The following is a 24,022-nucleotide window of genomic DNA, read 5'->3' on the forward strand; positions in this document are numbered from 1 at the left end:
CGAACCCGGCGTCCCAGATTGCGCTACTGAAAGTACAGGGACCAGCACAAACCGTCAAGCCGGATCACTTGGATTGCCCGCATGTTCACTTAACCGACCTCACAGGCGAACAGTTCGCACCCCTTGGCCAGCACCCAGTCGGAGATGGTCACGTCGCCGCCGGCGGCGTGCGCGGACGCGGCGGCGGCCGGTGGGAAGGGCGCCAGGACGGCGGTCAGCGCCGCGGCTGCGGCGGTCGTTCCGCGGAGGGTGGGCATTCGACGCTCCCGGGGGGTGGGGGATCCCGCCATCGTTCAGGACCGGCCACCGGCCCGGCCACGTGTGCGGGCGCCACTCTCGGCGCGGCCGCTGTGGGCGGCGCCCCCATGCCGGTGCGGGCACCCCCGCCGCACCGTCCACATGCCCGCAGGTCACGGCATGGGCGCCCAGGACGCCCGGGATGTGGTGTGGCTCACATCCGTATCGAGCCGTCCGAATGTGTGGACCGGTCACATGGCCGGGTCACCTTGCGCGACCTAGCGTTCACGGTCACGGCGTCCCGGATGTGGTCCGGGTCACCTCACGGACCCGAGGAGGGCGCATGGCAGAGGAACGCGGGGACGCCCCGGCCCCCGTTCTGGCGGCGCGGGGACTGGTCAGGGAGTTCCGGGGGTTCCGCGCCGTGGACGGCGTGGACCTCGACGTCGCGGAAGGCGACGTGCACGCGCTCGTGGGCCCGAACGGCGCCGGCAAGACCACGCTGTTCAACCTGCTCACCGGCTTTCTGCGGCCCACCTCGGGCAGCGTCGTCCTGGAGGGCCGGCGCGAGCTGGCCGGGCGCGCCCCCGAGGCGATCGCGCGCCTGGGCGTGGCCCGCTCGTTCCAGATCACCAGCCTGTTCGCGGAGATGACGCCGCGCCGGCACGTGGAGCTGGCACTGGCGAGCGGCACCGGACTCGGCTGGCGGTTCTGGCGCTCGGACAAGGCGCTGGGCCGGTTCGCCGCGCGCGCTTCCGAGCTCCTCGACCAGGTGGGGCTGGACGAGCACGGCGACATCCCCGCCGGGTCCCTCTCGTACGGGCGCAAGCGCGCGCTGGAGCTGGCCCTCGCACTGGCACTCGACCCCAAGGTGCTGCTCCTGGACGAGCCGACCGCCGGAATGGGCGTGGAGGACGTCGACCGCACCATCGAGCTCGTCCGCCGGATCCGCACCGGCCGCACCGTCGTCCTGGTCGAGCACAACATGAACGTCGTCGCCAGCCTCGCCGACAAGGTGACCGTGCTCCAGCACGGCGCCGTCCTGGCCGAGGGGCCCTACGCCGAGATCCGCCACGACCCGCGCGTCATCACCGCCTACCTCGGAGACTCCCATGCTGCGCGTTGACGGACTGTCGTCCTGGTACGGCGAGGCGCAGGCGCTGCGCGAGGTGTCGCTGGAGGTCGGCAAAGGCGAGATCGTCACGCTGGTCGGCCGCAACGGCGCGGGCAAGACCACGCTGCTGCGCTGCCTGATGGGCCTGCACCCCGCGTCCGGCACGGTCTCCTTCCTGGACGAGGACATCACCGCGCTCGGCCCGCACCGCAGGGCCCGGCGCGGCCTCGGCTACGTCCCCGACGACCGCGGCATCTACGCCACCCTCTCCGTGGAGGAGAACCTGCTCCTGCCGCCGGAGACGGGGCCGGAGCCGTGGTCTCTGGAGCGGGTGTACGAGGCGTTCCCCCGCCTGCGTGAACGCCGCCGCTTCCCCGGCACCAAACTCTCCGGCGGCGAGCAGCAGATGCTCGCCCTCGCCCGGGTGCTGCGCATGGGCGCCCGGCTGCTGCTGTGCGACGAGCCCACCGAGGGCCTGTCGCCGCTGATCGTCGCCCAGATCGGCGACATCCTGCGCGAGGTCAAGGCCGCCGGGGTCACCGTCCTGCTGATCGAGCAGAACGTCCACTTCGCCGCCACCGTCGCCGACCGCCACTACCTGCTCGCCGAGGGCCGGATCGTCGAGTCGCTGGACAACGACGAGGTCCGCGAGCGCGAACACGAGCTGCTCGACTATCTCGGAATCTAAGAGGAGAACCCCGATGAGACTCATGGGCTGGGGCGGCCTCGCCGCCGCGGGAGTGCTGCTGGCCGGCTGCGCGGGGGGACCGGGCGGCGGCGGAGGGAAGATCAGCGACGGCAAGGTGGTGCTGGCCGTGCTCAACGACCAGACCGCCATCTACGCCGACCTGTCCGGCCGCAACAGCATCGAGGCCGTGCGGATGGCCGTCGCCGACTACAAGGCCAAGTACGGGGACAAGGCCGCGGCCAAGGAGGTCGAGGTCGTCTCCGCCGACCACCAGAACAAGCCCGACGTCGCCAACACCAAGGCCCAGGAGCTGTACGACCGGCAGCGCGCCGACATGATCCTGGACGTGCCGACCTCCTCGGCCGCGCTCGCCGTCGCCAACGTCGCCAAGAACAAGAAGAAGATCTTCATCGACGTGGGCGCCGCGACGACCGAGCTGGAAGGCAAGCAGTGCAACAAGTACACCTTCCACTACGGCTACAACTCCTACATGCTGGCGCACGGCACCGGCACGGCCGTCACCCGGGACGGCGCCAAGAACTGGTACATCGTCTACCCGGACTACGCGTTCGGGCAGGACATGAACAAGACGTTCACCGCGGCCGTGCAGGCGGCGGGCGGCCAGGTGGTCAAGGCCGATCCGGCGCCGTTCCCCAACGACAACTTCTCGACCTTCCTCCTCAAGGCGCCGGGCCTCAACCCCAAGCCGCAGGTGCTCGGCACCATGCAGGCCGGCGGTGACCTCGTCAACCTGGTGAAGCAGTACAACGAGTACAAGCTCAAGGACAAGGGCGTGCAGCTCGCCGCGGGCCTGATGTTCCTCACCGACATCCACTCCCTCGGCCCCGACGCCATGGCCGGGACCCGCTTCACCGACGCCTGGTACTGGAACGCCAACCCGCAGAACCGCGCCTGGGCCGACAAGTTCCAGGCCAAGACGGGCAAGCGTCCCACCTCCGTGCACGCCGCCAACTACTCGGCCGCCCTCCAGTACCTGGAGGCCGTGCAGCGCGGCGGCACCGACGCCTCCGACGACGTCGTCAAGCAGCTCGAGGGCCGCAAGGTCGAGGACGTCTTCGCCCGCAACGGCACCATCCGCGCCCAGGACCACCTGCTCCTGCACGACGCCTACCTCGCGCAGGTGAAGCCGTCCAGCGAGGTCAAGGAGCCCTGGGACTACCAGCGGATCCTCAAGACCATCCCGGCGTCGGAGGCGTTCCAGCCGCAGCCCGACCCGGCCTGCAAGCTGTAGGCGGCCGGCATGCTCCAGCAGGCGTTCAACGGGCTGGTGGGCGGGGCGTTCTACGCCCTGCTCGCCCTCGGCCTCGCCGTCATCTTCGGCATGCTCGGCGTCGTCAACTTCGCCCACGGCGCGTTCTACATGCTCGGCGCCTTCGGGGCGTTCGTGCTCCTCGACTCCTTCGGCGTGAACTTCTGGCTCGCCCTGCTGCTGGTCCCGGTCGTGCTGGGGGTCGTGGGGGTCGTCCTGGAGAGGCTGTTCATCCGGCGGCTCACGCCCCTGGACCCCCTCTACAACTTCCTGTTCACCTTCGGGCTGGCGCTGATCCTGCAGGACCTGGTCAAGCGGCAGTACGGCGTGCAATCCCAGCCCTACCCCCGCCCGTCCGCGCTGAGCGGCTCGATCGACCTGGTGGCCTTCAGCTACCCCGCGTACCAGGTGTTCGTGCTGGCCGTGTCGGCCGTGGTGTGCGGCGCGGTCTGGGTCGTCCTCACCCGCACCCGGGTCGGGATGATCGTCCGCGCCGCCACCGAGCGGCCCGAGCTCACCCGCGCCCTCGGCATCGACGTCGGCCGCTGGGTCACCCCCGTCTTCGGCTTCGGGATCGCCCTGGCCGGGTTCGCCGGGGTGCTGGCCGCGCCGATGCGCGCGGTCAACCCGCTGATGGGCGCCGACCTGATCATCACCGTGTTCGCGGTCGTGGTCATCGGCGGGCTCGGCTCGGTGTTCGGCTCGGTCGCCGCCGGCTTCGCCGTCGGGCTGGTGTCGGCGCTGGGCAACCTGTACGTCCCCGCGCTCTCCCAGACGCTGGTGTTCATCCTCATGGCCGTCGTCCTGCTGTGGCGCCCGGCCGGCCTGTTCGGACGCGAGGAGGCGTTCCGTTGATCCTCTCCAAGCTTGCCGGACGCCCGGTCCTGCTGGCCCTCGGCCTCTTCGCCGCCCTCGCCCTCCCCTGGATGGTGTATCCGCCGGTCGCCCTGGACATCGCCTGCTGGGCGCTGTTCGCCGCGGCCGTGGACCTGCTGCTCGGCTTCACCGGGCTGCTGTCGTTCGGGCACGCCGCCTTCTGGGGCGGGTCGGCGTACTGCACCGGCCTCATCGCCCTGCACTCCGGCCTGCCGTTCCCGCTGGCCATCCTTGGCGGCGCCGTGTTCGCCGCCCTGCTCGCGGTTCCGATCGGCTTCCTCTCGGTACGGCTGAGCGGCATCTACTTCGCCATGGTCACCCTGGCCTTCGCCCAGATGCTGTACTTCGTCGCCAACCAGTGGCGGGACGTCACCGGGGGAGAGAACGGCCTGCAGGGCATCCCGCGTGAGTTCTTCGGGCTCGACCTGTCCGACCCGTTCTTCTTCTACTACGCGGGCCTGCCCTTCGTGCTGTTCGGGCTCTTCGCGGCCTGGCGCATCGTCCGGTCACCGTTCGGGCGCGTCCTGGTGTCCATCCGCGACAACCCCGCGCGCGCCCGCGCCCTCGGCTACCCCGTGGACCGCTACAAGCTGCTCGCCTTCGTCCTGTCCGCCGCCCTGTCCGGCATAGCCGGAGGACTGTTCGCCATCAGCCACGGCTTCGCCTCCCTGCAGGAGGTCTACTGGACGACCTCGGGCCAGGCCGTGATGATGGTCGTCCTGGGCGGCATCGGCACCCTGTGGGGAGCGGTGGTGGGGGCGGCCCTGATCGTCCAGCTGCACGACTACCTCGCCACCGCGGGCTTCCAGGAGATCGGCATCGTCACCGGCTCCATCTTCATCGCCGTCGTGCTCCTCTTCCGCCGGGGCATCTGGGGCACCGCCCGCCACCTCCTGACCACCCGCCCGTCCCGCCGCCGCCCCGAAGCCCCCTCCACCCCCGAACGCACGACGGTGGACGCCCGAACCTGACCGCCGAACCCCTACCTGACGACGGGCCCGCTACCGGCGGGCCCGTCGTCTGCCTAGCGGCGGAGGCGGTGGAGGCGCAGGGCCAGCTGGATCTCCAGGGTGCGGTCGGGGGCCTGCCAGTCGTCGCCGAGGAGGCGGGCCACGCGGTCGAGGCGCTGGGTGACGGTGTTGACGTGGATGTGCAGGCGCTCGGCGGTCTTCGACAGGCTGCAGCCGGTGCCGAAGTAGTCCTCCAGGGTGCGGACGAGGGTGGTGCCGCGGCGGGCGTCGTACTCCAGGACCGGGCCCAGGGCGCCGGTGAGGAAGCCGCCGACGTCGCGGCCCTCGCCGATCAGCAGGCCCACGAAGCCCAGCTCGGTCGCGCCCGCGCCGTCGCCGGTGCGGCCCAGCGCCAGCAGCGCCTCCGCGCAGCGCTGCGCCTCGGCGTGCGCGGAGACGATCGCGTCCGGGGCGCGGACCGGGCCGGCGGCGCCGACCGTGGCCGGGGCGTTCAGCGACGCGCCCAGCTCCTTGGCGACCCGGCGGGCCGCGTCCCCGGGACGGTCCCCCGGCAGCAGCAGCACGATCTCCTCGCCGCGCGCCGCCGCCAGGCCGCGCGCCACGGCGGCGTGCGAGGACGCCCAGAACGCCGCGCGCCCGCGGTGCTCGGGTGAGGCGCAGCGGGCCGACAGCACCACGTGCGGCGCCTCGAGATCCACGTTCACCCGGTGCGCACGGGCCTTCAGCGCCTCGGTGTCGGTGGCCCGCCCGGCCAGCAGGTCGTCCAGCAGCTCGCCGCGCACCCGCCCCTCGGCCTCGGTCACGCTGCGCCGCAGCAGCATCAGCAGCGCCGTGACCAGCGCGGCGCGCTCCAGGATGCGCTGGTCGGCGTCGGAGACCTCCTCGCGGGTGCGCAGCACCAGCGTGCCCAGCACCTCGTCGCCGGTGGAGACCGACGCGATCCACAGGTCGCCGCGCCGGACCGTGCGGCCCTGCGCGCGGGCCGAGTACGCGGCGGCCAGCACCCCCGACAGCTCGTCGCCGTCCAGCGGCGCCGGGGCGCCGGAGGTGGCCAGGGAGCGGCCCTCGGCGTCCAGGACGTGCAGAGTGCCGCCGAGGATCTCGGTGACGACCGCCGCCACGTCCTCGGCGCCGCCGCCCCGCACCACCAGCGCGGTCATCCGGTCGTGCGCCTGCGCGGCCCGCTCCACCGCCGCGCTGCGCGCCTGCACGACCTCGTTGGCCGCGCTCAGCTCCTCCAGCGCCGTCCGGGTCTCCTCCAGCAGGCGGGCGTTGTCGATCGCGACGGCGGCGTGCGCGGCCAGCGAGCCGAGCAGCACCGCCTCCTCCGGGTCGAACGGGCGCTCGCTGCGGTTGGCCGCGTACAGCACGCCGATCACCCGGCTGCCCAGCCGCATCGGCACGCCGAGGATCGCCACCAGCGCCTCCTCGGCCACCGCGTCGTCGATGAAGTCGCGGTGCCGGAACTGCGGGTCGTGCAGGTAGTGGGCGCTGGTGTAGGGCATCGCGGTCTGCGCGACGAGCCCGCCCAGGCCCGCGCCCATCGGCAGCCGCAGCCGCCGGAACGCCGCCGACACCGACCCGTCGGTCACCCGCATGTAGGTGTCGCCGCGCTCGTCGTCGTTCAGCGTCATGTAGGCGATGTCGGCGTTCAGGAGGCGCCGGGCGCGGCGGACGATCGCCTCCAGGACCGCGTCGTGGTCGCGCAGCCCGGCCAGGTCGCCGGCGGTGTCGAACAGCGCGGCCAGCTCGGCCTCCCGCCGCGCGTGCCGGCGCATGATGGTGCGCACCCGGAGGGCGGCGAGCTTGGCGGCCTCCAGTTCGGCCAGGGCCTCGGGCGCCGCGCCGGCCGCGCGCGCCTCCACCAGCGGCCCCTCGAACTCGACGGGGGACGCCTCCCGGGCCAGCAGTTCGAGGAAGACGGTGCAGGTCATGCGGGACATTGTCAATGCGCGGTCCACCCCCCGTCGAGCGACAGCGACGCCCCGGTGATCATCGCGGCGGGCGGCGCGCACAGGTAGGCGACCAGTTCCGCCACCTCGTCGGGCTCGATCAGCCGCTTCACCGCGGCCTTGGCCAGCAGCACCTCGGCGGTCACGGCCTCCGCCGACATCCCGTGCACCCGCGCCTGGTCCTCGATCTGCCCCTCCACCAGCGGGGTCCGGACGTAGGCGGGGCACACGCAGTTGGACGTGACCCCGTGCTCGGCGCCCTCCAGCGCGATCACCTTGGACAGCCCTTCGAGGGCGTGCTTGGCCGCCACGTACGCCGCCTTGTACGGCGAGGCCCGCAGCCCGTGCACCGAGGAGATGTTGACGATCCGCCCCCAGCCCCGCCCGTACATGCCCGGCAGGCTCGCCCGGACCAGCCGGAACGGCGCCTCCACCATCGTCCGCATGATCCGCGAGAAGACCTCCGGCGGGAACTCCTCCAGCGGCGCCACATGCTGGAACCCGGCGTTGTTGACCAGGATGTCGGCGCCGCAGTCGCGGCCCAGCGCCTCGGCCGCGTCCAGGTCGGCCAGATCGGCGGCCCGGGCGGTGCCGCCGATCTTGGCGGCGGCCTCCGCCGCGGCGTCCGACCTTATGTCGGCCACCACCACATGGGCCCCGGCGGACGCGAGACGGCGCGCGCAGGCCAGTCCGATACCGCCCGCGGCGCCGGTGACCAGGGCGGTGCGCCCGGAGAGGTCCGGGCGGGCATCCGTGTGGGGTGTCATGCGCCGAACTTACGGAGCGTGAGCCCGCCCACCTATGGAGTGGATCGACACAATCCGGCCCTGTCCCATGTGGGTCGCCGCCGCGTCGGGCGGGGGCGCTAGCGTCGGAGGCTCATCGATCGTCCGCGAACGCGGAGGTGTCCCCCATGACCGAGATCGCCCACCGTTTCGTCGAGTCCACCAGCGGCCTGCGGATGCACGTCGCGGAGGCCGGGTCCGGGCCGCTGGTCCTGCTCCTGCACGGCTTCCCCGAATGCTGGTACTCGTGGCGCCACCAGCTCGTCGCGCTGGCCGAGGCCGGCTACCACGCGGTGGCCCCCGACCAGCGCGGCTACGCCCGCACGGGCGGCCCCGCCGACCCCGCGCAGTACACGATGCACCACCTGGTCGGCGACGTGGTCGGCCTGATCGACGCGCTCGGCGAGGAGCAGGCGGTCGTCGCCGGACACGACTGGGGCGCGCCCGTCGCCTGGGCCGCCGCGCAGTTCCGTCCCGAACGGGTCCGCGGCGTCATCGGCATGTCGGTGCCGCACCGGCCGCGCAGCTCCCGGCCGCCGGTGCAGGCGATGCGGGAGGCGTTCGGCGACGGCTTCTACATGGTCTACTTCCAGCAGCCCGGCGTGCCCGAGGCGGAGTTCGACCAGGACCGGAGCGCGATGTTCCGGCGGATGGCGGCCACCGAGCCCGGCGAGCCGAGCGGGCTGCCGGTCGTCCCGGACGGCGGCGGGTTCCTCGACGCGAGCCGCGAGCCGAAGGAGCTCCCGGACTGGCTCACCGAGGAGGACATCGCCACCTACGTGCGGGAGTACGAGACCGCGGGCTTCACCGGGCCCCTCAACTGGTACCGCAACCTCGACCGCAACTGGGAGCTCACCGCCGCCTGGCACCGCGCCCCGGTCACCCCGCCCGCGCTCTTCATCGCCGGCGACCGCGACCCGGTGGTGGTGGGCGGCGCGCGGAGGGCGGTCGACCGGCTCGCCGACTTCGTCCCGAACCTCCGCGACACGGTGTGGCTGGCCGGATGCGGCCACTGGACGCAGCAGGAGCGCCCCGGCGAGGTGAACGAGGCCGTGATCGGCTTCCTGCGCGGCCTCTGAATGTCGGAGGCGCGGCGTACGGTCGCCGGGTGAACCGTACCGACCGGCTGTACGCCTTGGTGGAGGAGCTGCGGGCCCGGGCGCCGCGCCGGGTCAGCGCGCGCGAGCTGGCCGCCCGCTACGAGGTGAGCGTGCGGACGATCGAGCGCGACATCGGCGCGCTGCAGGAGGCCGGCGTGCCGATCTTCGCCGACGTGGGCCGCAACGGCGGCTACACCCTCGACAAGAGCCGCACGCTGCCGCCGCTCAACTTCACCCCCGCCGAGGCCGTCGCGATCGCGATCGTGCTGGGCCGGGCGGGCGGCTCGCCGTTCGCCCGGTCCGCCCGCACCGCGCTGCACAAGATCGTCACCGCGATGTCGGCGGCCGACGGCGCGACCGCGCGCGAGCTGGCGGGCCGGATCCGGTTCCTGGCCGACCCCTCCGCCGCCGAGCCCGGCGCCCGGCCCGCGACCGTGCCCGCCGTCCTGGAGGAGGCGATGTCGGCCCGCCGGGTGGTGCGGCTGACCTACGTCGACCGCGACGGCGCCGAGACCGAGCGGGAGGTCGAGCCGGTCGCCTTCACCGGCGCGTCCAGGGGCTGGTACCTGTTCGGCTGGTGCCGGTTGCGCGACGACTCCCGGGTGTTCCGGATCGACCGGGTGCGGCGGGCGTGGCTGCTCGACGAGGTCGCCCCCGAGCGCCGTCTGGAGGACTGCGGCGGAGGCTCGCCGCCCGACTACGTGATGCGGCCCCTGGAGTTCGTCTGACCCCGGAAACGGGACTCGTTCGAAAATCTGTTCGGAAACGCCGACATGGGGTTGTCGCGCCCCTCCCGGATCGTGGTGCCCGCGCCGCACGACGCGGACGCGCGACCCACGACACGGAGGCAGTGATGGCCATGGAGGCCCCCGCGTACGACACCGTCAGCTGGTTCCAGATCGGCACCGACGACTCCGAGGGAGCCCAGAGCTTCTACGGCGGCCTGTTCGGCTGGAAGTTCACCCTCGACCCGGACTCCGACGGCTACGACCTGATCGGCTACCCGGGCTCCACGGCCCCCAGCGGCGGCATCGCCCACACCGCCGGCGGCGCCGAGAACCACGCGATGTTCCTGGTGCTGGTCAAGGACGTGAAGGCCGCCTGCGCCCAGGCGGAGAAACTCGGCGGCAAGGTCGCGGTGGAGCCCACGACCGCCGCCAGCGGCCTGGTCTTCGCCTACCTGCACGACCCGGCCGGCAACCGCTTCGGCGTGTTCACGCCCCCGCCCGTCCCCGCCTGACCGGCTCACCGGCGGACGCTCCTCCGCGCCGGGGCGGCCGATCAGCCGGCGCGCCGGTCGGCGCTTGTGAGGGCTCCCCTCGCGTGTGCGCGCTTGCGGCGGAGGCTCTTGTGGAAGAGGGGGTCGGCGCCGACCACGTCCAGCTCCGGGTGCCGCGGGGCGGGGCCGCCGTCGCGGAGCAGGCCGGTCAGCGAATCGACCAGCGACCAGCCGTGGCGGTGGACGTCCCGGTCGGAGGCGATCCACTCCCCGGCGGCGCTGATCACGTCGCCGGTGTGCAGCAGCAGCGCCGCGGGCCCGCTGACCAGCAGCGCCCGCCCGGGCTCGGCCAAGGCGAGACCGCCGTGCGGAGGCCCGGGGCGCCCGTCCGCCGGATCGCGGGGCGGAGGCGGGCGGAGGGTGACGGGACGGCCGGCGGGCAGCCGCCGCCTGACCCCCGGCCAGGCCGACGGCCGCAGCCCGAGGTCCGAACGCACGATCACCAGATCGGCCGAACCCTCGGGCGGGCCGTACCACGGGATCCCCTCGGGCCGCGCCCCGCCGACGGGCAGGTGCACGAGGCTGCGCGGACTGATCGCGGCCATCCGGAACCAGGCGCCCAGATGCAGCAGCCCGGCCCGCGAGCCCACGATCAGCCCGAGGTTGCCGGACGACGGCGGGCAGACCCACAGCCCGTGCGGAGCCCCGCGCGGCTCCAGCACCCGGCACGGGCCGCGCGACCCGGGCACCGCACGCGCCAGCGCCCGCAACCGCATGCGCCCCTCGCCCGGCGCCCCCGCACTGGTGGTCATCGGCCCATGCAACCGCGCGCCCACCCGCCACGCCACCCGGTTCCCCCAACACCCTGAGAAGCCCCCAACCACCGGGACCCTCAACCCCCGGGACCGCCCCAGGCTCAGGGGCAGTTCGGGGCTCCGCAACCGCTCCAAGACTCCGCGACTGTCCCAAGGCTCCGCGACCGCCTCAGGTTCCGGGGCCGCTCCCAGGCTCCGGGGCCGCTCCCAAGCTCCGGAACCGTCCCAAGGCTCCGGGGCCGCCTAAGGCTTTGGGGCCGCTCCAAGGCTCCGGGGCGGCTCCCAGGCTCTGGGGGCGCTCCCAGGGGCCCTGGGGGGCTGGCAGCGTCCCGTGGAGGTCCCAGAGACGAGGGTGGGGGCTTCCGGGACCGTTGGGGAGCCCCGGAAGCCCCCATGCGCGGGGTCTGACGGCCCGCCGCCGGAGTGCGGGAAGGTTCCCGCGTCGCGGCGTCATCACGGCCTACACCTCCGTGATCACGGCCGCCCGGCGGTGCGCGGGCTCAGCGGTGCGCGGGTCGGGTCAGGCGTCACCGCCGGTGTTGCTCTCGGCCGAGCCCACGCCGCCCGCGAACACGGTGCTGACGTCGGCGTTCAGCTGGTAGCGCTCGATCGCCTGCTGCAGCCTCTCCGGCTTGACCTCGCCCTGCCGGGCCAGCCGGGTGAGCACGGCCAGCGTGATCGACGCCGCGTCCACGTGGAACGCCCGGCGCGCGGCGGCGCGGGTGTCGGAGAACCCGAACCCGTCGGTGCCGAGCGAGGAGTAGTCCGCGGTCACCCACGGCGCGATCTGGTCCGGTACGGCCCGCATGAAGTCCGACACCGCCACGATCGGGCCGGGCGCGTTCTCCAGGGCGCGGGTGACGTACGGGACGCGCTCCTCGGCGTCGGGGTGCAGCAGGTTCCACTCGTCGCACGCCTGGGCCTCGCGGGCCAGCTCGTTCCACGAGGTGGCCGACCACACGTCGGCGGCCACGCCCCACTCCTCGGCCAGCTGCCGCTGCGCCTCCAGGGCCCAGCGGCCCGCCACGCCGGAGGCCATGATCTGGGCCTTGGGCGCCTGGCCGTTCTCGGTCTCGGGGGCCGGACGCAGCCGGTAGAGCCCCTTGAGGAGGCCCTGCACGTCGAGGCCCTCCGGCTCGGGGGTCTGCTGGTACGGCTCGTTGTAGATCGTCAGGTAGTAGAAGATGCTCTCGCCCTGCGGGTGCTCCTCGGACGAGCCGTACATCCGGCGCAGCGCGTCCTGCACGATGTGCGCCAGCTCGAACGCCCAGGTCGGGTCGTAGTGCACGCACGCCGGGTTGGTGGCCGCGATGAGCGGCGAGTGCCCGTCGGCGTGCTGGAGGCCCTCACCGGTGAGGGTGGTGCGGCCCGCGGTGGCGCCGAGCAGGAAGCCGCGGCCCATCTGGTCGCCGAGCGCCCACATCTGGTCGCCGGTCCGCTGGAACCCGAACATCGAGTAGAAGATGTAGACCGGGATCATGTGCTCGCCGTGCGTGGCGTACGCGGTGCCCGCGGCGATGGCCGAGGCCATCGAGCCGGCCTCGCTGATGCCCTCGTGCAGCATCTGGCCCTGCTCGGACTCCTTGTAGGCGAGCAGCAGCTTGCGGTCGACGCCCTCGTAGGTCTGCCCGTGCGGGGCGTAGATCTTGGACGTGGGGAACAGCGAGTCCATGCCGAACGTCCGGTACTCGTCCGGAGCGATCGGGACGAACCGGGCGCCGATGTTCTCGTCCTTGATCAGGTCCTTGAGCAGCCGGACGAACGCCATGGTGGTGGCGACGTTCTGCTTGCCCGAGCCCTTCTTCAGCTCCGCGTACACCGGGTCGCCGGGCAGTTTGAGCGCCTTGGCCCGCACCACCCGCTTGGGCAGGAACCCGCCCAGCGCGGCGCGTCGCTCGCGCATGTACTCGATCTCGTCGGAGTCCTCGCCCGGGTGGTAGTACGGCGGCAGCGGCTGCTCCAGCGCCGAGTCCGGGATGTCGAGGTAGAGCCGGTCGCGGAACTCCTTCAGCTCGGCCTTGGTGAGCTTCTTCATCTGGTGGGTGGCGTTGCGGGCCTCGAAGTCGGGGCCCAGCGTCCAGCCCTTGATGGTGTGGGCGAGGATGACGGTCGGCTGGCCGACGTGCTCGCGGGCGGCCTTGAACGCCGCGTACACCTTGCGGTAGTCGTGCCCGCCGCGCGAGAGCTTGCGCAGGTCGTCGTCGGACAGGTGCTCGACCATCTTGCGCAGCCGCGGGTCGTCGCCGAAGAAGTGGTCGCGGATGTAGGCGCCGGACTCGACGGTGTAGGTCTGGAACTGGCCGTCGGGCGTGGTGTTCATCTTGTTGACCAGCACGCCGTCGGCGTCCTGGGCCAGCAGCGGGTCCCAGTCGCGGCCCCACACCACCTTGATCACGTTCCAGCCGGCGCCGCGGAAGTACGACTCCAGCTCCTGGATGATCTTGCCGTTGCCGCGCACCGGGCCGTCGAGCTGCTGCAGGTTGCAGTTGACGACGAAGGTGAGGTTGTCCAGCTCCTCGCGGGCGGCCAGGCCGATGGCGCCCAGCGACTCGGGCTCGCCCATCTCGCCGTCGCCCAGGAACGCCCACACGTGCGACCGCGAGGTGTCCTTGATCTTGCGGTTGTAGAGGTAGCGGTTGAAGCGGGCCTGGTAGATCGAGTCGATCGCGGTGAGGCCCATGGACACCGTGGGGAACTCCCAGAAGTCCGGCATCAGCCGCGGGTGCGGGTAGGACGACAGCCCGCCGCCCGGATGGGACATCTCCTGCCGGAAGCCGTCCAGCTTGTCCTGCGGGAGGCGGCCCTCCAGGTAGGCGCGGGCGTAGATGCCCGGGGCGGCGTGGCCCTGGAGGAAGACCTGGTCGCCGGACTCGCCGTGGTCCTTGCCGCGGAAGAAGTGGTTGAAGCCGACCTCGTAGAGGGAGGCGGCCGAGGCGTAGGTGGCGATGTGGCCGCCGACGCCCAGTTCGGGGCGGTTGGCGCGGGACACCATGATCGCCGCGTTCCACCGGATGTAGGCCCGGATCCGCCGTTCGATGTGCTCGTCGCCGGGGAACCAGGGCTCCCTCTCCGGCGGGATGGTGTTGATGAAATCGGTGCTGCGCAGGCCGGGCACCCCGACCTGTTGCTCGCGGGCACGCTCCAGCAGCCTGAGCATCACATAGCGTGCCCGGCTGCGGCCCTCGGTCTTGATCACCGTGTCGAGCGACTCCAGCCACTCCCGGGTCTCGTCCGGGTTGATGTCCGGCAGCTGGCTCGGCAGCCCGTCACTGATGATCGAATAGCGTTGACGTCCGGAAGCCACGGGGTCCCCTCTGCGCTTACCGTCTTCTCTGGTGAGCCCGGCGCCCGCCCGGTGAGCCGGCGGCGGCCTCGTGCACGGCTGTCGGCCGTGGTGGATCGTGATCCCATCGTCGCCGTTTATTTCGGCTAACGCATCTCTACCAACCAGTAACCATTGTGGCCGGTCACCGGGAGTGCCCGGACCGTGAACGCGCAGCTCGGACCGGGTTTGACGGCCCCCTCGACGAGGCACGGAAGACGTACGAAGCTGGAACCGTACGCGCTGGGAACAGCGGACGGCGCCATGCCCGGAGCGGTCGCGGAACCGGCCGCGGCCGCACGCGCCTGGGGGAGTGATGAACGCATCGATCGGAGATCGGCTGCACGTGCACGGCAACACCGTCGGACAGCCCGACAGGTCCGGTGAGATCGTCGAGGTCCGCGGCCCGTCGGGCGGACCGCCCTACATGGTCCGTTTCGACGACGGCCACACCTGCCTGGTCTTCCCGGGGCCCGACGCGGTCGTCGAGGGGCCCCATGAGCACCGTGCCGGGGAGCGCGCCCGCGAGGGCGCCCGGTGAGCCGGTAGGGCCCCGGAGCCCGCCGGGGCGCCGCTCGCGCTCGCGGGCCCGCCTCCGCGCGACCACGGCCCGGATGGGGTACACCTGGAGGCATGGAGAGCACCGTGGTCCAGGTGGCCACCGGGAAGCGGGAGGTCGTGCACGACATCACGGGCGAGTGCGAGCGTTTCGCCGCCTCGCGGGGCGGCGACGGGCTGCTGCACGTCTTCGTGCCGCACGCCACCGCCGGCATCGCGATCATCGAGCTGGGGGCGGGCAGCGACGACGACCTGCTGGCGGCGCTGGGCGATCTGCTGCCGGCCGACGACCGCTGGCGGCACGCGCACGGCTCCCGGGGCCACGGCCGGTCGCACGTGATGCCCGCGCTGGTCCCGCCGTACGCAACGGTGCCCGTGCTGGGCGGACGGCTCGCCCTGGGCACGTGGCAGTCGGTGGCTCTGGTGGATCTGAATCTCGACAACCCCGACCGTCAGGTACGGTTGACGTTTCTCGCGGGATGAGCCCGCGTTGTTACGCTCGGCAGGTGTCCATTGACCACCGAAGCCGTAATCGGTCCCATGAGGCCACCAAAAGCCGGGCAGACACTTGCGCTGGGGCCGTCTACTTGTGTGGACTGTCCCGCAAAACCCGAACCAGTGCGGAGGGGTCGCCACCAGGGCGGCACGGAATCGCAACTGGCGGACTACCGACCATGGGAGGACTTTCGTGAGCGCGACCGCGGGTCAGGCGCAGTCTGAGCGCAGCCTGGCCGAACGGCTCGGCCTCAAGGCGGGCCAGGTGGTGCAGGAGATCGGCTTCGATGACGACGTCGACGAGGAGCTCCGCAACTCCGTCGAGGCCGTCACCGGGAACGAGCTGGTCGATGAAGACTACGAGGACGTGGTCGACGTCGTGCTGCTGTGGTGGCGTGAAGAGGACGGTGACCTCTTCGACGAGCTCACCAACGCGATGGTGCCCCTGACCGGTGGCGGCCACATCTGGCTCCTGACGCCCAAGGCGGGCCGGGACGGCCACGTGGAGCCGAGCGACATCGGCGAGGCCGCCCAGACGGCGGGTCTGGCCCAGACCAGCAGCGTCAGCGCCGCCAGGGAGTGGTCGGGCACCCGCCTGGTCGCCCCCAAGGGCCACAAGTGAATTCTTGAGGTCCTTGCCGCCCGCCGCCCCGACGGGGCGGGATGGCAGACTGGCCCCCGTAGGACGAACTCCACCCCCGCAGGCGAGCGGGGGAATCGACCCGCGGGAGAGGCATGGCGGTTGAGGTAGGCGACGTCGCACCGGACTTCGAGCTGAAGGACCAGCACGGCACCCCGGTGAAGCTGTCGGATTTCCGGGGCCGGAAGAACGTGGTCCTGGTGTTCTATCCGCTTGCGTTCAGCGGCGTCTGCACGGGTGAGCTCTGCGCGATCCGCGACGAGCTGCCCACGCTCGGCGGGGACGACGTCCAGGTGCTCGCGGTGTCGGTCGACTCGATGTTCGCGCTGCGCGCCTGGTCCGACCAGGAGAAGTACCAGTTCCCGCTGCTGGCGGACTTCTGGCCGCACGGCGGCACCGCGCAGGCGTACGGGGTCTTCGACGAGGAGAAGGGGCTGGCGCTGCGCGGCACCTTCGTCATCGACACCGGGGGCGTCGTGCGCTGGAAGGTCGTCAACGCCATTCCCGACGCGCGGGACCTCGACGAGTACCGCAAGGCGCTCGCCGGACTCTGAGTGATTCCGGGCCGGCCCGCCTGACCGCCCGTGCCCGCCGCGCGCCCTTGTCCGGGCGCCCGGCGGGCAGGCGGCGGCGGGCCTCCGGCCCCCGCACCCCTGGAGGTGTGATGCCCTGCTTCCGATGCGGGGCGCGGCAGACCGACCCCGTGCGCGGCGCGAGCCCGTGGAAGCGCGGGGTCCGCGCCGACCGGCAGGTGCTGATCTGCCCCGGCTGCCAGGCCGCCCACGACGGCTCGGCCCCGCTCGACCACTGCGACGCGTGCGGATCGGTGGCGCTGGGCTGCCGGCTCGGCGAGATCGAGTGCCGCGACTGCGGCCACACCCGCGAGGCGGTACGGGACGACGCGGCGGGCGAGGCGTCGCCCGCCGGCGATCTCGTGCCCTCGGGCGCCCATCCGGCCGATACCGGCCTGTCGGAGGAGGTGGCCGCGGCGCTGACCCGCTTCTTCAAGCGGTCGCCGGGCGCCTGAGAGCCCGAGGCCGGGCGATTCGGGCGATCGGTGGGGTCCGGCCGGTGTCGGCCGTTCTGGGGGTTGACGTCTTATTTGTCGGGTGCCACGCTGCGACGCACATCCGCGAGCGAGCGACGGGGGGTCCGACGATGCCGTTCCTCGTCATGCGCGTGGTCCACCGGATCGCCGCCCGGGCCTGGCGCGCGCCCGCCCTGGTGCTGCTGGCGGCCGCGGTGCTCGGCTGGCTGCTCATCGCCGCGTTCGAGAAGCCCGGCGCCGAGATCAGGGACCCGCCGCACTACCTCTGGTACTTCTTCGTCAGCGGCACCACCACCGGCTACGGCGACCTGTACCCGGAGACCGCCGGCGGCCGGATCGGCGGCGCGGTCGTCATCGTGGCCGGGCTGACCGCCGGGCTGATGCTGTTCGCGGAGCTGACCCTCTGGATGGCGAAGGGCAGGACGATGAAGGCCAACGGGCGGGCCCGGCTGCACCACCGCCGGCACATCGTGATCATCGGCTACGAGCGGGACGGGCTGCGCGCGATCATCGGCCAGCTGCGCGCCGATTCCGAGTACGCCAAGACCCCGGTGGCCACCGTCTTCTGGCAGGAGCAACTGCCGGGCGACAACCCCGACCCCGAGCTGTACGACGTCGTGCTCTTCGACGACACCGCCTACGAGCGGGCCCGGCTGGAGGACGCCCGGACCGTCCTGGTCGCGGGGCGCAACGACGACGAGACCGTCCGGGTGATGCTCGGCGTCAACGCCTACCTGCGGCGGCACGGCGGCGCGCCGGTCCATCTGCTGGCCGGGGTGCACGACGGCGGGCGCCGCGCGGAGATCACCGAGGCGCTGGATCTGATCGGCGGCGGGATCGAGCCGGTGGACCTGGACGATCCCGCGGTGGTCGCGGTCGCGATCCGCAATCCCGGGATCGCCTCGATCTACCACAACCTGGCCAGCACGCTGGACACCGACTCGACGCTGTTCCGGGTGGACGTGCCCGAGGGGGCGGGCGAGTGGCCCCGGCTGGAGCTGGCGATCTTCCTGCTGCGGCGGGGCAGCACGCTGCTGGCCGTGGGGGACTCGCACCGGCCCAACGCCAGGTTCCGGCTGGCCGCCGAGCCCGGGGACACCGTCCGGGGCGGGCAGTCGCTGGCGGTGGTGGCGCCGGACCGGCCGGAGATCCCCTGGCACGAGCTGTCCGAGGGGACGGTCGTGGGCGCCGTACAGGCCATACAGGCCATACAGGCCATACAGGATTGAGCGCCGGGAGACGGGTTCCGAGGGGGTGAGCCAGGAGGGCACCTCTGGCGCCCACCGAGGTGTCCTCCTGGCTCGCCGCGGTCGCGCGGCCCGGAAGGGCAGGACCGGGGCCTCCCCGCGCGTCCGCGGAATCGGGGATCCGGACGCTCCCCGTGCGGGGAGTCCGGGCGCCGGGCGGTGGCGGGTCGCCGCCGTGGACGGCGTGGAGCCGGCGTTTCACCACCGCCCGGCGGGTCTTCGGGCCGCGGGCGCCGTCAGGCGGCCTGGCGGCGGTCGGCGTCGAGCAGGTGGTAGAGGAGCAGCAGCTGGGTGATGGCGAGGGGGTCGCTGGTGCCGTTCTCGCCGAAGCGCCCGAGCGCGCCGGGGTCCAGGGCGCCGTTGCCGGCGCGGGGTCCGAGCCGTTCCCAGATGGCCTTCTTGACCACCTGCGACTCGTCGGGGGAGACGTAGCCGTGGACGTGCAGGGCGTCCACGGGGCGGCCGTCGGTGTCGCGGTGGAGCCGCAGGTGCATGGCGGTCTCGCCGCCGCCCGGGTCGGCCTCGCCGACGACCCCGCCGAGCTCGGGGTGGTCGATGGTGGGACGCAGCAGCAGCTCGGCCGAGAGCGGCGTGTCCGGCGGGTCGTGCCGTTCGGCGACGGGCGCGAACCGGACGACGATGTCGGCCCACCTGCGCTGGGGACGGATGTAGGCGGCGCTCTCGGGCTCCCGCCGGGCCAGTTCGGCCGCGACCTGCTCAGGGGTGTAGCCGCGCTTCTCGCAGTCGCGGCGCACCTTCCACGCGTGCCGCAGCCGTTCGGGCGGGTCCAGGTAGACGGTGATGTCGAAGCAGGCGCGGGCCAGCCGGGTGTGCAGCGGCAGCAGCCCCTCCACGATCACGAAGTCGCGGGGCTCCACCAGTTCGGGGCGCACCAGAGCCCCGGTCGCGTGGTCGTACACGGGTTTGAGGATCGGCTCGCCCATGGACAGCAGTTGCAGGTGCTGCTCCATGATGTCGACGTGGTTGCAGTCGGGGTGCAGCGCCGTGAAGGGCTTGTCCCTGCGCTCGGCCCGGTCGTAGCGGTGGTAGTCGTCCACGCAGACCGCGGTCATCCGGTCCGCCCCGAGACACTGCACGAGCCCCCTGGTCAGTGTCGTCTTGCCCGCGGCGCTGTCCCCGGCGATGGCGAGCATGACCGGGCGCCGGCCCGACCCGCGCGCCCGGAGCATGTGCACGATCCGATGGGGCACCTGTGTCCTCCGTCCGGCGGGGTTCGCGTTGTCGTGAAGGACGCTAGGGCGGCCGCCGGGCTGGTGCGTCCCCCAATCAGGTGAGTCCGGGGGTGAGACGCCGGCACAGTCTGCCCGGCTACCTGTCGACTACTGGCCGGAGGGGCCTACTGGCGAGTAGCTTCCGGTTGTTATCGTGCCGGAATGGGCCCCCCTGTGCGCGTCGTCCTCGTCGACGACCACGAGATGATCCTCGCCGGCCTGCAGGCGATGCTGGCCGGTTTCGCGGGACGCGTGCGCGTCGTCGGGCAGGCCGGCACCTCCGACGAGGCCACCCGGCTGGTCACCGGCCTCCGTCCCGACGTGGTCCTGCTGGACGTGCGGCTCGGCCAGGAGAGCGGGCTGGACCTGTGCCGGGTGATCACCACCCGGGTGCCCGAGGCCCGGGTGGTGTTCCTGTCGGTGTACGACGACGAGCAGTACGTCTTCGAGGCCCTGCGCGCCGGCGCCGGCGGCTACCTGCTCAAGCGGGTGGACGGCTCGGAGCTGGTCCGCCGCCTGGAGGAGGTCACCCAGGGGGAGACCGTCGTCGACCCGACCCTGGCGGGCCGGATGGCGGTCACCGCCGCCCGCCTCACCCGCGGCGAGTTCTGGCCCGGCGCCAACCGGGGCCTCACCCAGCGCGAGAGCGAGGTGCTGTCGCTGCTGGTCGGCGGGCTGTCGAACAAGGCGATCGCCTCGCGGCTGGTGCTCAGCGAGGAGACGGTCAAGAGCCATCTGCGGGCGCTGTACCGCAAGCTGGAGGTGACCGACCGGTCGGCGGCGATCGCCGTCGCCCTGCGCGAGGGGTTGTTCCGGTGACCGCCGCCGGGGCGGAGGCGGGCGCCGCCGTGCCGGGGCCGCTGGAACTGCTGGCCGGGCGCGGGCGCGACCTGCTGGTGCGGATCGTGACCGTCGCCTGCTCCGACCGCGCCCTGCCGGAGATGGCCGCGGAACTGGCCGGGCTGGTCGTGCGCTCGTCCCGCGAGCTGGCGTTCTGCGACGTGTACGTCCTCGACGAGGACGAGCGGGCCCTCCGGGGGCCGGGCGGGCCGCCGGTGCCGCTGGGGGAGGGCGACGTCGGCTGGGCCGCCGCGCACGGCCGCACCCGCGTGCACGCCGACGGCCGGGGCGTGGCGGTGCCCGTGCACAGCGGCCGGTCCACGATCGCGGTGGTGGACGTGCGGTCCGCCGGGCGCTGCCTGCCCGAGGACGTGGTGCTGGTGACCGCGCTGGCCGAGCTGTTCGCGCCGGTGCTGTGCTCGTGCCGCCGGCTGCGCGCCGCGCAGGAGCGCGAGCACGCCGCCGAGCGGTTCGCGGAACGGGCCGTGGAGGTCCAGGAGGCCGAGCGGTCGCGGCTCAGCCGGGAGATCCACGACGGCATCGCGCAGCGGCTCGCCGGGCTGGGCTTCCACCTGTCGGCGGCCGAGGGCGCGCTGCCCGACCACCATCCCGAGGCGCGCCGGCAGATCCGGCACGCGCGGGAGCTGTGCGAGCTGGCCGCCGCCGAGACCCGCGCCGCGATCGGCGGGCTGCGGCCGCCGGTGCTGGACGACCTCGGCCTGTCCGCGGCGCTGGCCACCCTCGCCCGGGAGGTCGGCGGCCCGCCGCCGCGCGGCGACGGGCTGGACGTGACCGTGGCCGTGTCGGGGGAGCTGGAGGACGCGCTGCCCGACCACGTCCAGACCGCGCTGTACCGGATCGCGCAGGAGGCCGTCGGCAACTGCGTGCGGCACGCGTCCGCGTCCTACGTGGACCTGCTGCTGGAGCACGACCGCGAGCGGGTGCGGCTGGTGGTCAAGGACGACGGCGTCGGTTTCTCGATCCAGGACGTGTACGCCTCGCGCGGCGGCGGCCGGGGGCCGGGCCGCCGTCCCGATTCCTACGGGCTGCGCGGCATGGCCGAGCGCGCCGAGCTGCTGGGCGGACGGGTGATCGTCAGCAGCCGCAGGGGCGTCGGCACGACCGTCGAGGCCGTGATCCCGGTGCCGCGCTCCTAACGGGCCGGGGGTTCCAGGACGCGGAAGGTCAGCCCGGCGCGGTCGAGCCGTCCGATGAGCGCGTCGCCCATGGCGACGGCGGTGGTGACCTGCCCGGAGGTCGCGGGAAGGTCGTCGTGGGCCAGGCACAGCGCCGACTCGGCCAGCATCTTGGCCGTCTCGCCGTAGCCGGGGTCGCCGCCCGCGACCTCGGTGACGACCCGTTCGCCGCCGCCCTCGCCGGCGAACTTCACGCTGAACCAGTTCCGCGCGCGCCGTTCCGCCGAGGGGCCCTCGCCGGGCGCGGTGGCCAGCCGCAGCAGCAGCGACCGGGTGGGCGGCAGCTGCGCCAGCCCGATGACGGCGCCGAGCCCGCCGGCCAGGCCCGCGGCGGTGGCCAGGTGTTTGACGGCGACGTACTGGCCGTAGCTGAAGTCGGGGCCGTAGCGGTCGAGCGCGGCGGCCGAGCGCGCCACGATCCGCGGGTCCAGGGTCGACATCGGCAGCGTCCAGCCGTCCCCGACGCGGGTGCGCGGGACGGGCCGCGCGGAGACCCGGATCCGGCGGCCCTCCGGCCGGGGCTCGATCCGGCGCCGCTCGCGCTCGGCCCGCAGCATGCCGGGGACGTCCGAGAAGATCCCGATCGCCGAGTGCAGGGTGCCGCCGGACACCTGGGCGCTGGCCCGCACGAAGCCCTCCACGTGCAGCGGCACGCCCTCGGGCAGCCGCTGGACGGTGTAGTACACGCCGAGGTCGTAGGGGATGGAGTCGAAGCCGCAGGCGTGCACGATCCTGGCCCCGGTGCGCCGCGCCTCCTCGTGGTGGAGGACGTACATCCGGTCCACGAACGTGGGCTCGCCGGTCAGGTCGAGGTAGTCGGTGCCGGCCCGCGCGCACGCGGCCACCAGCGGCCCGCCGTGCTTCTCGTACGGGCCGACGGTGCTGATCACGACGCGGGCGGCGCGGGCGACGGCGTCCAGGGAGGCGGAGTCGGTGCTGTCGGCGTGCAGCAGCGGCAGGTCCTTGAGGGCCGGGTCGATCGCGGCGAGCCGCGCGCGGACCGCCTCCAGCTTGCCGGGGTTGCGTCCGGCCAGCGCCCAGCGGGTGGCCGGGCCGGCGTTCGCGGCCAGGTACTCGGCGGTCAGCCCGCCGGTGAAGCCGGTGGCGCCGAACAGGACGATGTCGTAGGGGCGGTCGGGGTCGTAGGGGCGGTGGGGCGAGCCGTCGGCGGTCATGGCAACCTCTCCTTGCGTCGGACTGAATCCGATTCTGTCGCGGTCGCCGTACCCGTGGGGTCCCCGCCACGCGCATGTGGGGCATTCCGCCCAAGCCCGCATACGATGTCCGACGGGCGGGGCAGGGGAGGGCGACGTGACGATTGGCGCCGCGGCGATGGGCATCGCCGCTCTGGTGCTGCTGGGCTGGGCGCGCTTCCTGCCGGCCGGGCCGGGCTCGGCGGCGCGCTGGAGCCGGACCGGAGTGATCATGATCGCGGGCAGCCTGCTGCTGCTCGCCCTGGCCGTCTGGATGGCCTCCTCGGCCGGTTAGCGGTTCTCCGGCGGGGTTCCCTCTGGAGCGGTCCAGCCGGGGGCGTCCAGCAGATGCCGGACGAACAGCAGCGTCGTCGGCGTGGGCTCCGGGCCGCAGACCGCGTGCCACGGCCGGTCCAGCGGCATCCCCGGCGCGTCCACCACGACCAGCCGGCCCGCCGCCAGCTCGGCGCCCACCGCGTCCCGCGACACCAGGGCCACGCCCAGCCCGGCCGCCGCCCCCGCGACCACCGCGCCGTTCGACCCCAGCACCAGGCTCGGCGGGTCCACTCCGCGCTCGGCCAGATACGCCTCCGCCGTGACCCGCGTGCCCGACCCCGGCTCCCGCATCACCCACGGCGTCACGGCCTCCGCGAACCCCGCCGCCAGCTCCGGCGCCGCCACCACCACCAGCTCGTTGGGACGGCGCGCCAGCACGGTCGCCGCCGCCCCCGCCGGAGGACGCCCGGCCAGCACCAGATCCGCCTCGTGCGCCCCCAGGCTGCCCCACACCCGCCGGCTGGGCCCCACCTCCAGCGCCAGCTCCACCCCCGGCCACCGTCCCCGGAAACCCGCCAGCAGACCCGGCAGGACCTGGTCGGCGGCGGTCGTCACGGCCGCCAGCCGCAGCGTGCCGCGCCCCGGATCGGCCGCCCCGCGCGCCGCCGCCCGGCCCTGGTCGAGCAGCCCCAGGACCCGGCGGGCGTACGCGGCGTACACCGTCCCCGCCTCGGTCAGGGCGACCCCGCGCCCCACCCGCCGCACGAGCGGGACGCCCAGGTCCCGTCCCAGCGCCGCCACCGAGGCCGACACCGCCGACTCGGTCACGTACAGCCGCCGCGCCGCCTCCCGCACCGACCCGGTGTCGGCCAGCGCCACGAACGTCCGCAGCCGCGCCTCCGTCACCCCGCCCGACCTCCTCGATCAACTGATCACTTGATGATGACC

The 24,022-nt window shown here is 73.3% G+C and carries 25 protein-coding genes; 17 read left to right on the forward strand and 8 right to left on the reverse strand.

Annotation, left to right across the window (positions count from 1 at the left end; genetic code table 11):
• Positions 1 to 89: 89 nt before the first annotated feature.
• Entirely contained in the window at positions 90 to 257 is a 168-nt protein-coding gene (locus ACFPZN_RS30540) for a hypothetical protein (RefSeq protein ID WP_378285712.1), read from the reverse strand.
• Positions 258 to 580: 323 nt separating this feature from the next.
• On the opposite strand from ACFPZN_RS30540, the gene ACFPZN_RS30545 reads away from it, so the two are divergent.
• The 5 genes from ACFPZN_RS30545 to ACFPZN_RS30565 are packed head-to-tail and all read left to right on the forward strand — an operon-like array spanning position 581 to position 5,156.
• On the forward strand, positions 581 to 1,363 hold the full coding sequence (locus ACFPZN_RS30545; RefSeq protein WP_378285713.1) for an ABC transporter ATP-binding protein: 783 nt from the start codon (positions 581 to 583) through the stop codon (positions 1,361 to 1,363).
• Positions 1,350 to 2,039 (forward strand): ABC transporter ATP-binding protein, encoded by a 690-nt coding sequence (locus ACFPZN_RS30550; RefSeq protein WP_378285714.1) that lies wholly within the window; start codon positions 1,350 to 1,352, stop codon positions 2,037 to 2,039. Before ACFPZN_RS30545 ends, ACFPZN_RS30550 begins: the two co-directional genes overlap by 14 nt.
• A gap of 13 nt (positions 2,040 to 2,052) precedes the next feature.
• Positions 2,053 to 3,291, forward strand: a complete 1,239-nt coding sequence (locus ACFPZN_RS30555; protein ID WP_378285715.1) for an ABC transporter substrate-binding protein — start codon at positions 2,053 to 2,055, stop codon at positions 3,289 to 3,291.
• A gap of 9 nt (positions 3,292 to 3,300) precedes the next feature.
• A complete protein-coding gene (locus ACFPZN_RS30560) occupies positions 3,301 to 4,164 on the forward strand; it encodes a branched-chain amino acid ABC transporter permease (protein WP_378285716.1) in 864 nt (287 codons plus the stop codon).
• Complete coding sequence (locus ACFPZN_RS30565) at positions 4,161 to 5,156, forward strand: branched-chain amino acid ABC transporter permease (protein WP_378285717.1); 996 nt, start codon at positions 4,161 to 4,163, stop codon at positions 5,154 to 5,156. The genes ACFPZN_RS30560 and ACFPZN_RS30565 overlap by 4 nt, the downstream gene beginning before the upstream one ends.
• Positions 5,157 to 5,209: 53 nt before the next feature.
• On the opposite strand, the gene ACFPZN_RS30570 is transcribed toward ACFPZN_RS30565, so the two are convergent.
• Positions 5,210 to 7,090 (reverse strand): helix-turn-helix domain-containing protein, encoded by a 1,881-nt coding sequence (locus ACFPZN_RS30570; protein WP_378285718.1) that lies wholly within the window; start codon positions 7,088 to 7,090, stop codon positions 5,210 to 5,212.
• A gap of 11 nt (positions 7,091 to 7,101) precedes the next feature.
• The gene (locus tag ACFPZN_RS30575) at positions 7,102 to 7,875 is read right to left on the reverse strand and encodes a 3-hydroxybutyrate dehydrogenase (RefSeq protein ID WP_378285719.1); all 774 of its coding nucleotides are present in this window, start codon (positions 7,873 to 7,875) and stop codon (positions 7,102 to 7,104) included.
• A gap of 146 nt (positions 7,876 to 8,021) precedes the next feature.
• Here ACFPZN_RS30575 and ACFPZN_RS30580 point away from each other — a divergent pair, with 146 nt between their 5' ends.
• From ACFPZN_RS30580 to ACFPZN_RS30590, 3 genes are all read left to right on the forward strand, one after another.
• Complete coding sequence (locus ACFPZN_RS30580) at positions 8,022 to 8,972, forward strand: alpha/beta fold hydrolase (RefSeq protein WP_378285720.1); 951 nt, start codon at positions 8,022 to 8,024, stop codon at positions 8,970 to 8,972.
• Positions 8,973 to 9,001: 29 nt separating this feature from the next.
• Positions 9,002 to 9,721 (forward strand): helix-turn-helix transcriptional regulator, encoded by a 720-nt coding sequence (locus tag ACFPZN_RS30585; protein ID WP_378285721.1) that lies wholly within the window; start codon positions 9,002 to 9,004, stop codon positions 9,719 to 9,721.
• Positions 9,722 to 9,846: 125 nt separating this feature from the next.
• Positions 9,847 to 10,233, forward strand: coding sequence for a VOC family protein (locus ACFPZN_RS30590; RefSeq protein WP_378285722.1), 387 nt, complete (start codon positions 9,847 to 9,849; stop codon positions 10,231 to 10,233).
• A gap of 41 nt (positions 10,234 to 10,274) precedes the next feature.
• Here ACFPZN_RS30590 and ACFPZN_RS30595 read toward each other — a convergent pair whose 3' ends face one another.
• Entirely contained in the window at positions 10,275 to 11,024 is a 750-nt protein-coding gene (locus tag ACFPZN_RS30595) for a hypothetical protein (RefSeq protein ID WP_378285723.1), read from the reverse strand.
• A 523-nt stretch (positions 11,025 to 11,547) separates the two neighbouring features.
• The gene (gene aceE, locus ACFPZN_RS30600) at positions 11,548 to 14,331 is read right to left on the reverse strand and encodes a pyruvate dehydrogenase (acetyl-transferring), homodimeric type (protein ID WP_378285724.1); all 2,784 of its coding nucleotides are present in this window, start codon (positions 14,329 to 14,331) and stop codon (positions 11,548 to 11,550) included.
• Positions 14,332 to 14,665: 334 nt separating this feature from the next.
• On the opposite strand from aceE, the gene ACFPZN_RS30605 reads away from it, so the two are divergent.
• The 6 genes from ACFPZN_RS30605 (at position 14,666) to ACFPZN_RS30630 (ending at position 18,319) form a co-directional block, all read left to right on the forward strand.
• Positions 14,666 to 14,890: a DUF1918 domain-containing protein gene (locus tag ACFPZN_RS30605; protein ID WP_378285725.1), complete on the forward strand. Its 225-nt coding sequence runs from the start codon at positions 14,666 to 14,668 to the stop codon at positions 14,888 to 14,890.
• A 92-nt stretch (positions 14,891 to 14,982) separates the two neighbouring features.
• Positions 14,983 to 15,390, forward strand: a complete 408-nt coding sequence (locus ACFPZN_RS30610; protein ID WP_378285726.1) for a secondary thiamine-phosphate synthase enzyme YjbQ — start codon at positions 14,983 to 14,985, stop codon at positions 15,388 to 15,390.
• A 205-nt stretch (positions 15,391 to 15,595) separates the two neighbouring features.
• A complete protein-coding gene (locus ACFPZN_RS30615) occupies positions 15,596 to 16,024 on the forward strand; it encodes a DUF3052 domain-containing protein (RefSeq protein WP_378285727.1) in 429 nt (142 codons plus the stop codon).
• Positions 16,025 to 16,137: 113 nt separating this feature from the next.
• Positions 16,138 to 16,596 (forward strand): peroxiredoxin, encoded by a 459-nt coding sequence (locus tag ACFPZN_RS30620; RefSeq protein WP_378285728.1) that lies wholly within the window; start codon positions 16,138 to 16,140, stop codon positions 16,594 to 16,596.
• 110 nt (positions 16,597 to 16,706) lie between these two features.
• On the forward strand, positions 16,707 to 17,069 hold the full coding sequence (locus ACFPZN_RS30625; RefSeq protein WP_378285729.1) for a hypothetical protein: 363 nt from the start codon (positions 16,707 to 16,709) through the stop codon (positions 17,067 to 17,069).
• A gap of 131 nt (positions 17,070 to 17,200) precedes the next feature.
• Entirely contained in the window at positions 17,201 to 18,319 is a 1,119-nt protein-coding gene (locus ACFPZN_RS30630) for a potassium channel family protein (RefSeq protein WP_378285730.1), read from the forward strand.
• A 254-nt stretch (positions 18,320 to 18,573) separates the two neighbouring features.
• Here the strand turns inward: ACFPZN_RS30630 and ACFPZN_RS30635 are convergent, their stop codons facing one another.
• Entirely contained in the window at positions 18,574 to 19,548 is a 975-nt protein-coding gene (locus ACFPZN_RS30635; RefSeq protein WP_378285731.1) for a phosphoribulokinase, read from the reverse strand.
• A 183-nt stretch (positions 19,549 to 19,731) separates the two neighbouring features.
• Between ACFPZN_RS30635 and ACFPZN_RS30640 the strand changes: the two genes are divergently transcribed.
• Both ACFPZN_RS30640 and ACFPZN_RS30645 read left to right on the forward strand, forming a co-directional pair.
• Complete coding sequence (locus ACFPZN_RS30640) at positions 19,732 to 20,388, forward strand: response regulator (RefSeq protein ID WP_378285732.1); 657 nt, start codon at positions 19,732 to 19,734, stop codon at positions 20,386 to 20,388.
• Complete coding sequence (locus tag ACFPZN_RS30645; protein ID WP_378285733.1) at positions 20,385 to 21,566, forward strand: sensor histidine kinase; 1,182 nt, start codon at positions 20,385 to 20,387, stop codon at positions 21,564 to 21,566. Before ACFPZN_RS30640 ends, ACFPZN_RS30645 begins: the two co-directional genes overlap by 4 nt.
• On the opposite strand, the gene ACFPZN_RS30650 is transcribed toward ACFPZN_RS30645, so the two are convergent.
• Positions 21,563 to 22,780 carry a saccharopine dehydrogenase family protein gene (locus ACFPZN_RS30650; protein ID WP_378285734.1) on the reverse strand — a complete coding sequence of 406 codons (1,218 nt, stop codon included), beginning with the start codon at positions 22,778 to 22,780 and terminating at the stop codon, positions 21,563 to 21,565. The genes ACFPZN_RS30645 and ACFPZN_RS30650 overlap by 4 nt on opposite strands.
• A 136-nt stretch (positions 22,781 to 22,916) precedes the next feature.
• On the opposite strand from ACFPZN_RS30650, the gene ACFPZN_RS30655 reads away from it, so the two are divergent.
• Positions 22,917 to 23,093, forward strand: a complete 177-nt coding sequence (locus tag ACFPZN_RS30655; RefSeq protein ID WP_378285735.1) for a hypothetical protein — start codon at positions 22,917 to 22,919, stop codon at positions 23,091 to 23,093.
• On the opposite strand, the gene ACFPZN_RS30660 is transcribed toward ACFPZN_RS30655, so the two are convergent.
• Entirely contained in the window at positions 23,090 to 23,980 is an 891-nt protein-coding gene (locus tag ACFPZN_RS30660; RefSeq protein WP_378285736.1) for a LysR family transcriptional regulator, read from the reverse strand. The two genes, ACFPZN_RS30655 and ACFPZN_RS30660, sit on opposite strands and share 4 nt — an antisense overlap.
• Positions 23,981 to 24,022 lie beyond the last annotated feature (42 nt).

Origin of the sequence: Actinomadura rugatobispora, from assembly GCF_042656285.1 — a bacterium.
GTDB classification, from domain to species: domain Bacteria; phylum Actinomycetota; class Actinomycetes; order Streptosporangiales; family Streptosporangiaceae; genus Spirillospora; species Spirillospora rugatobispora.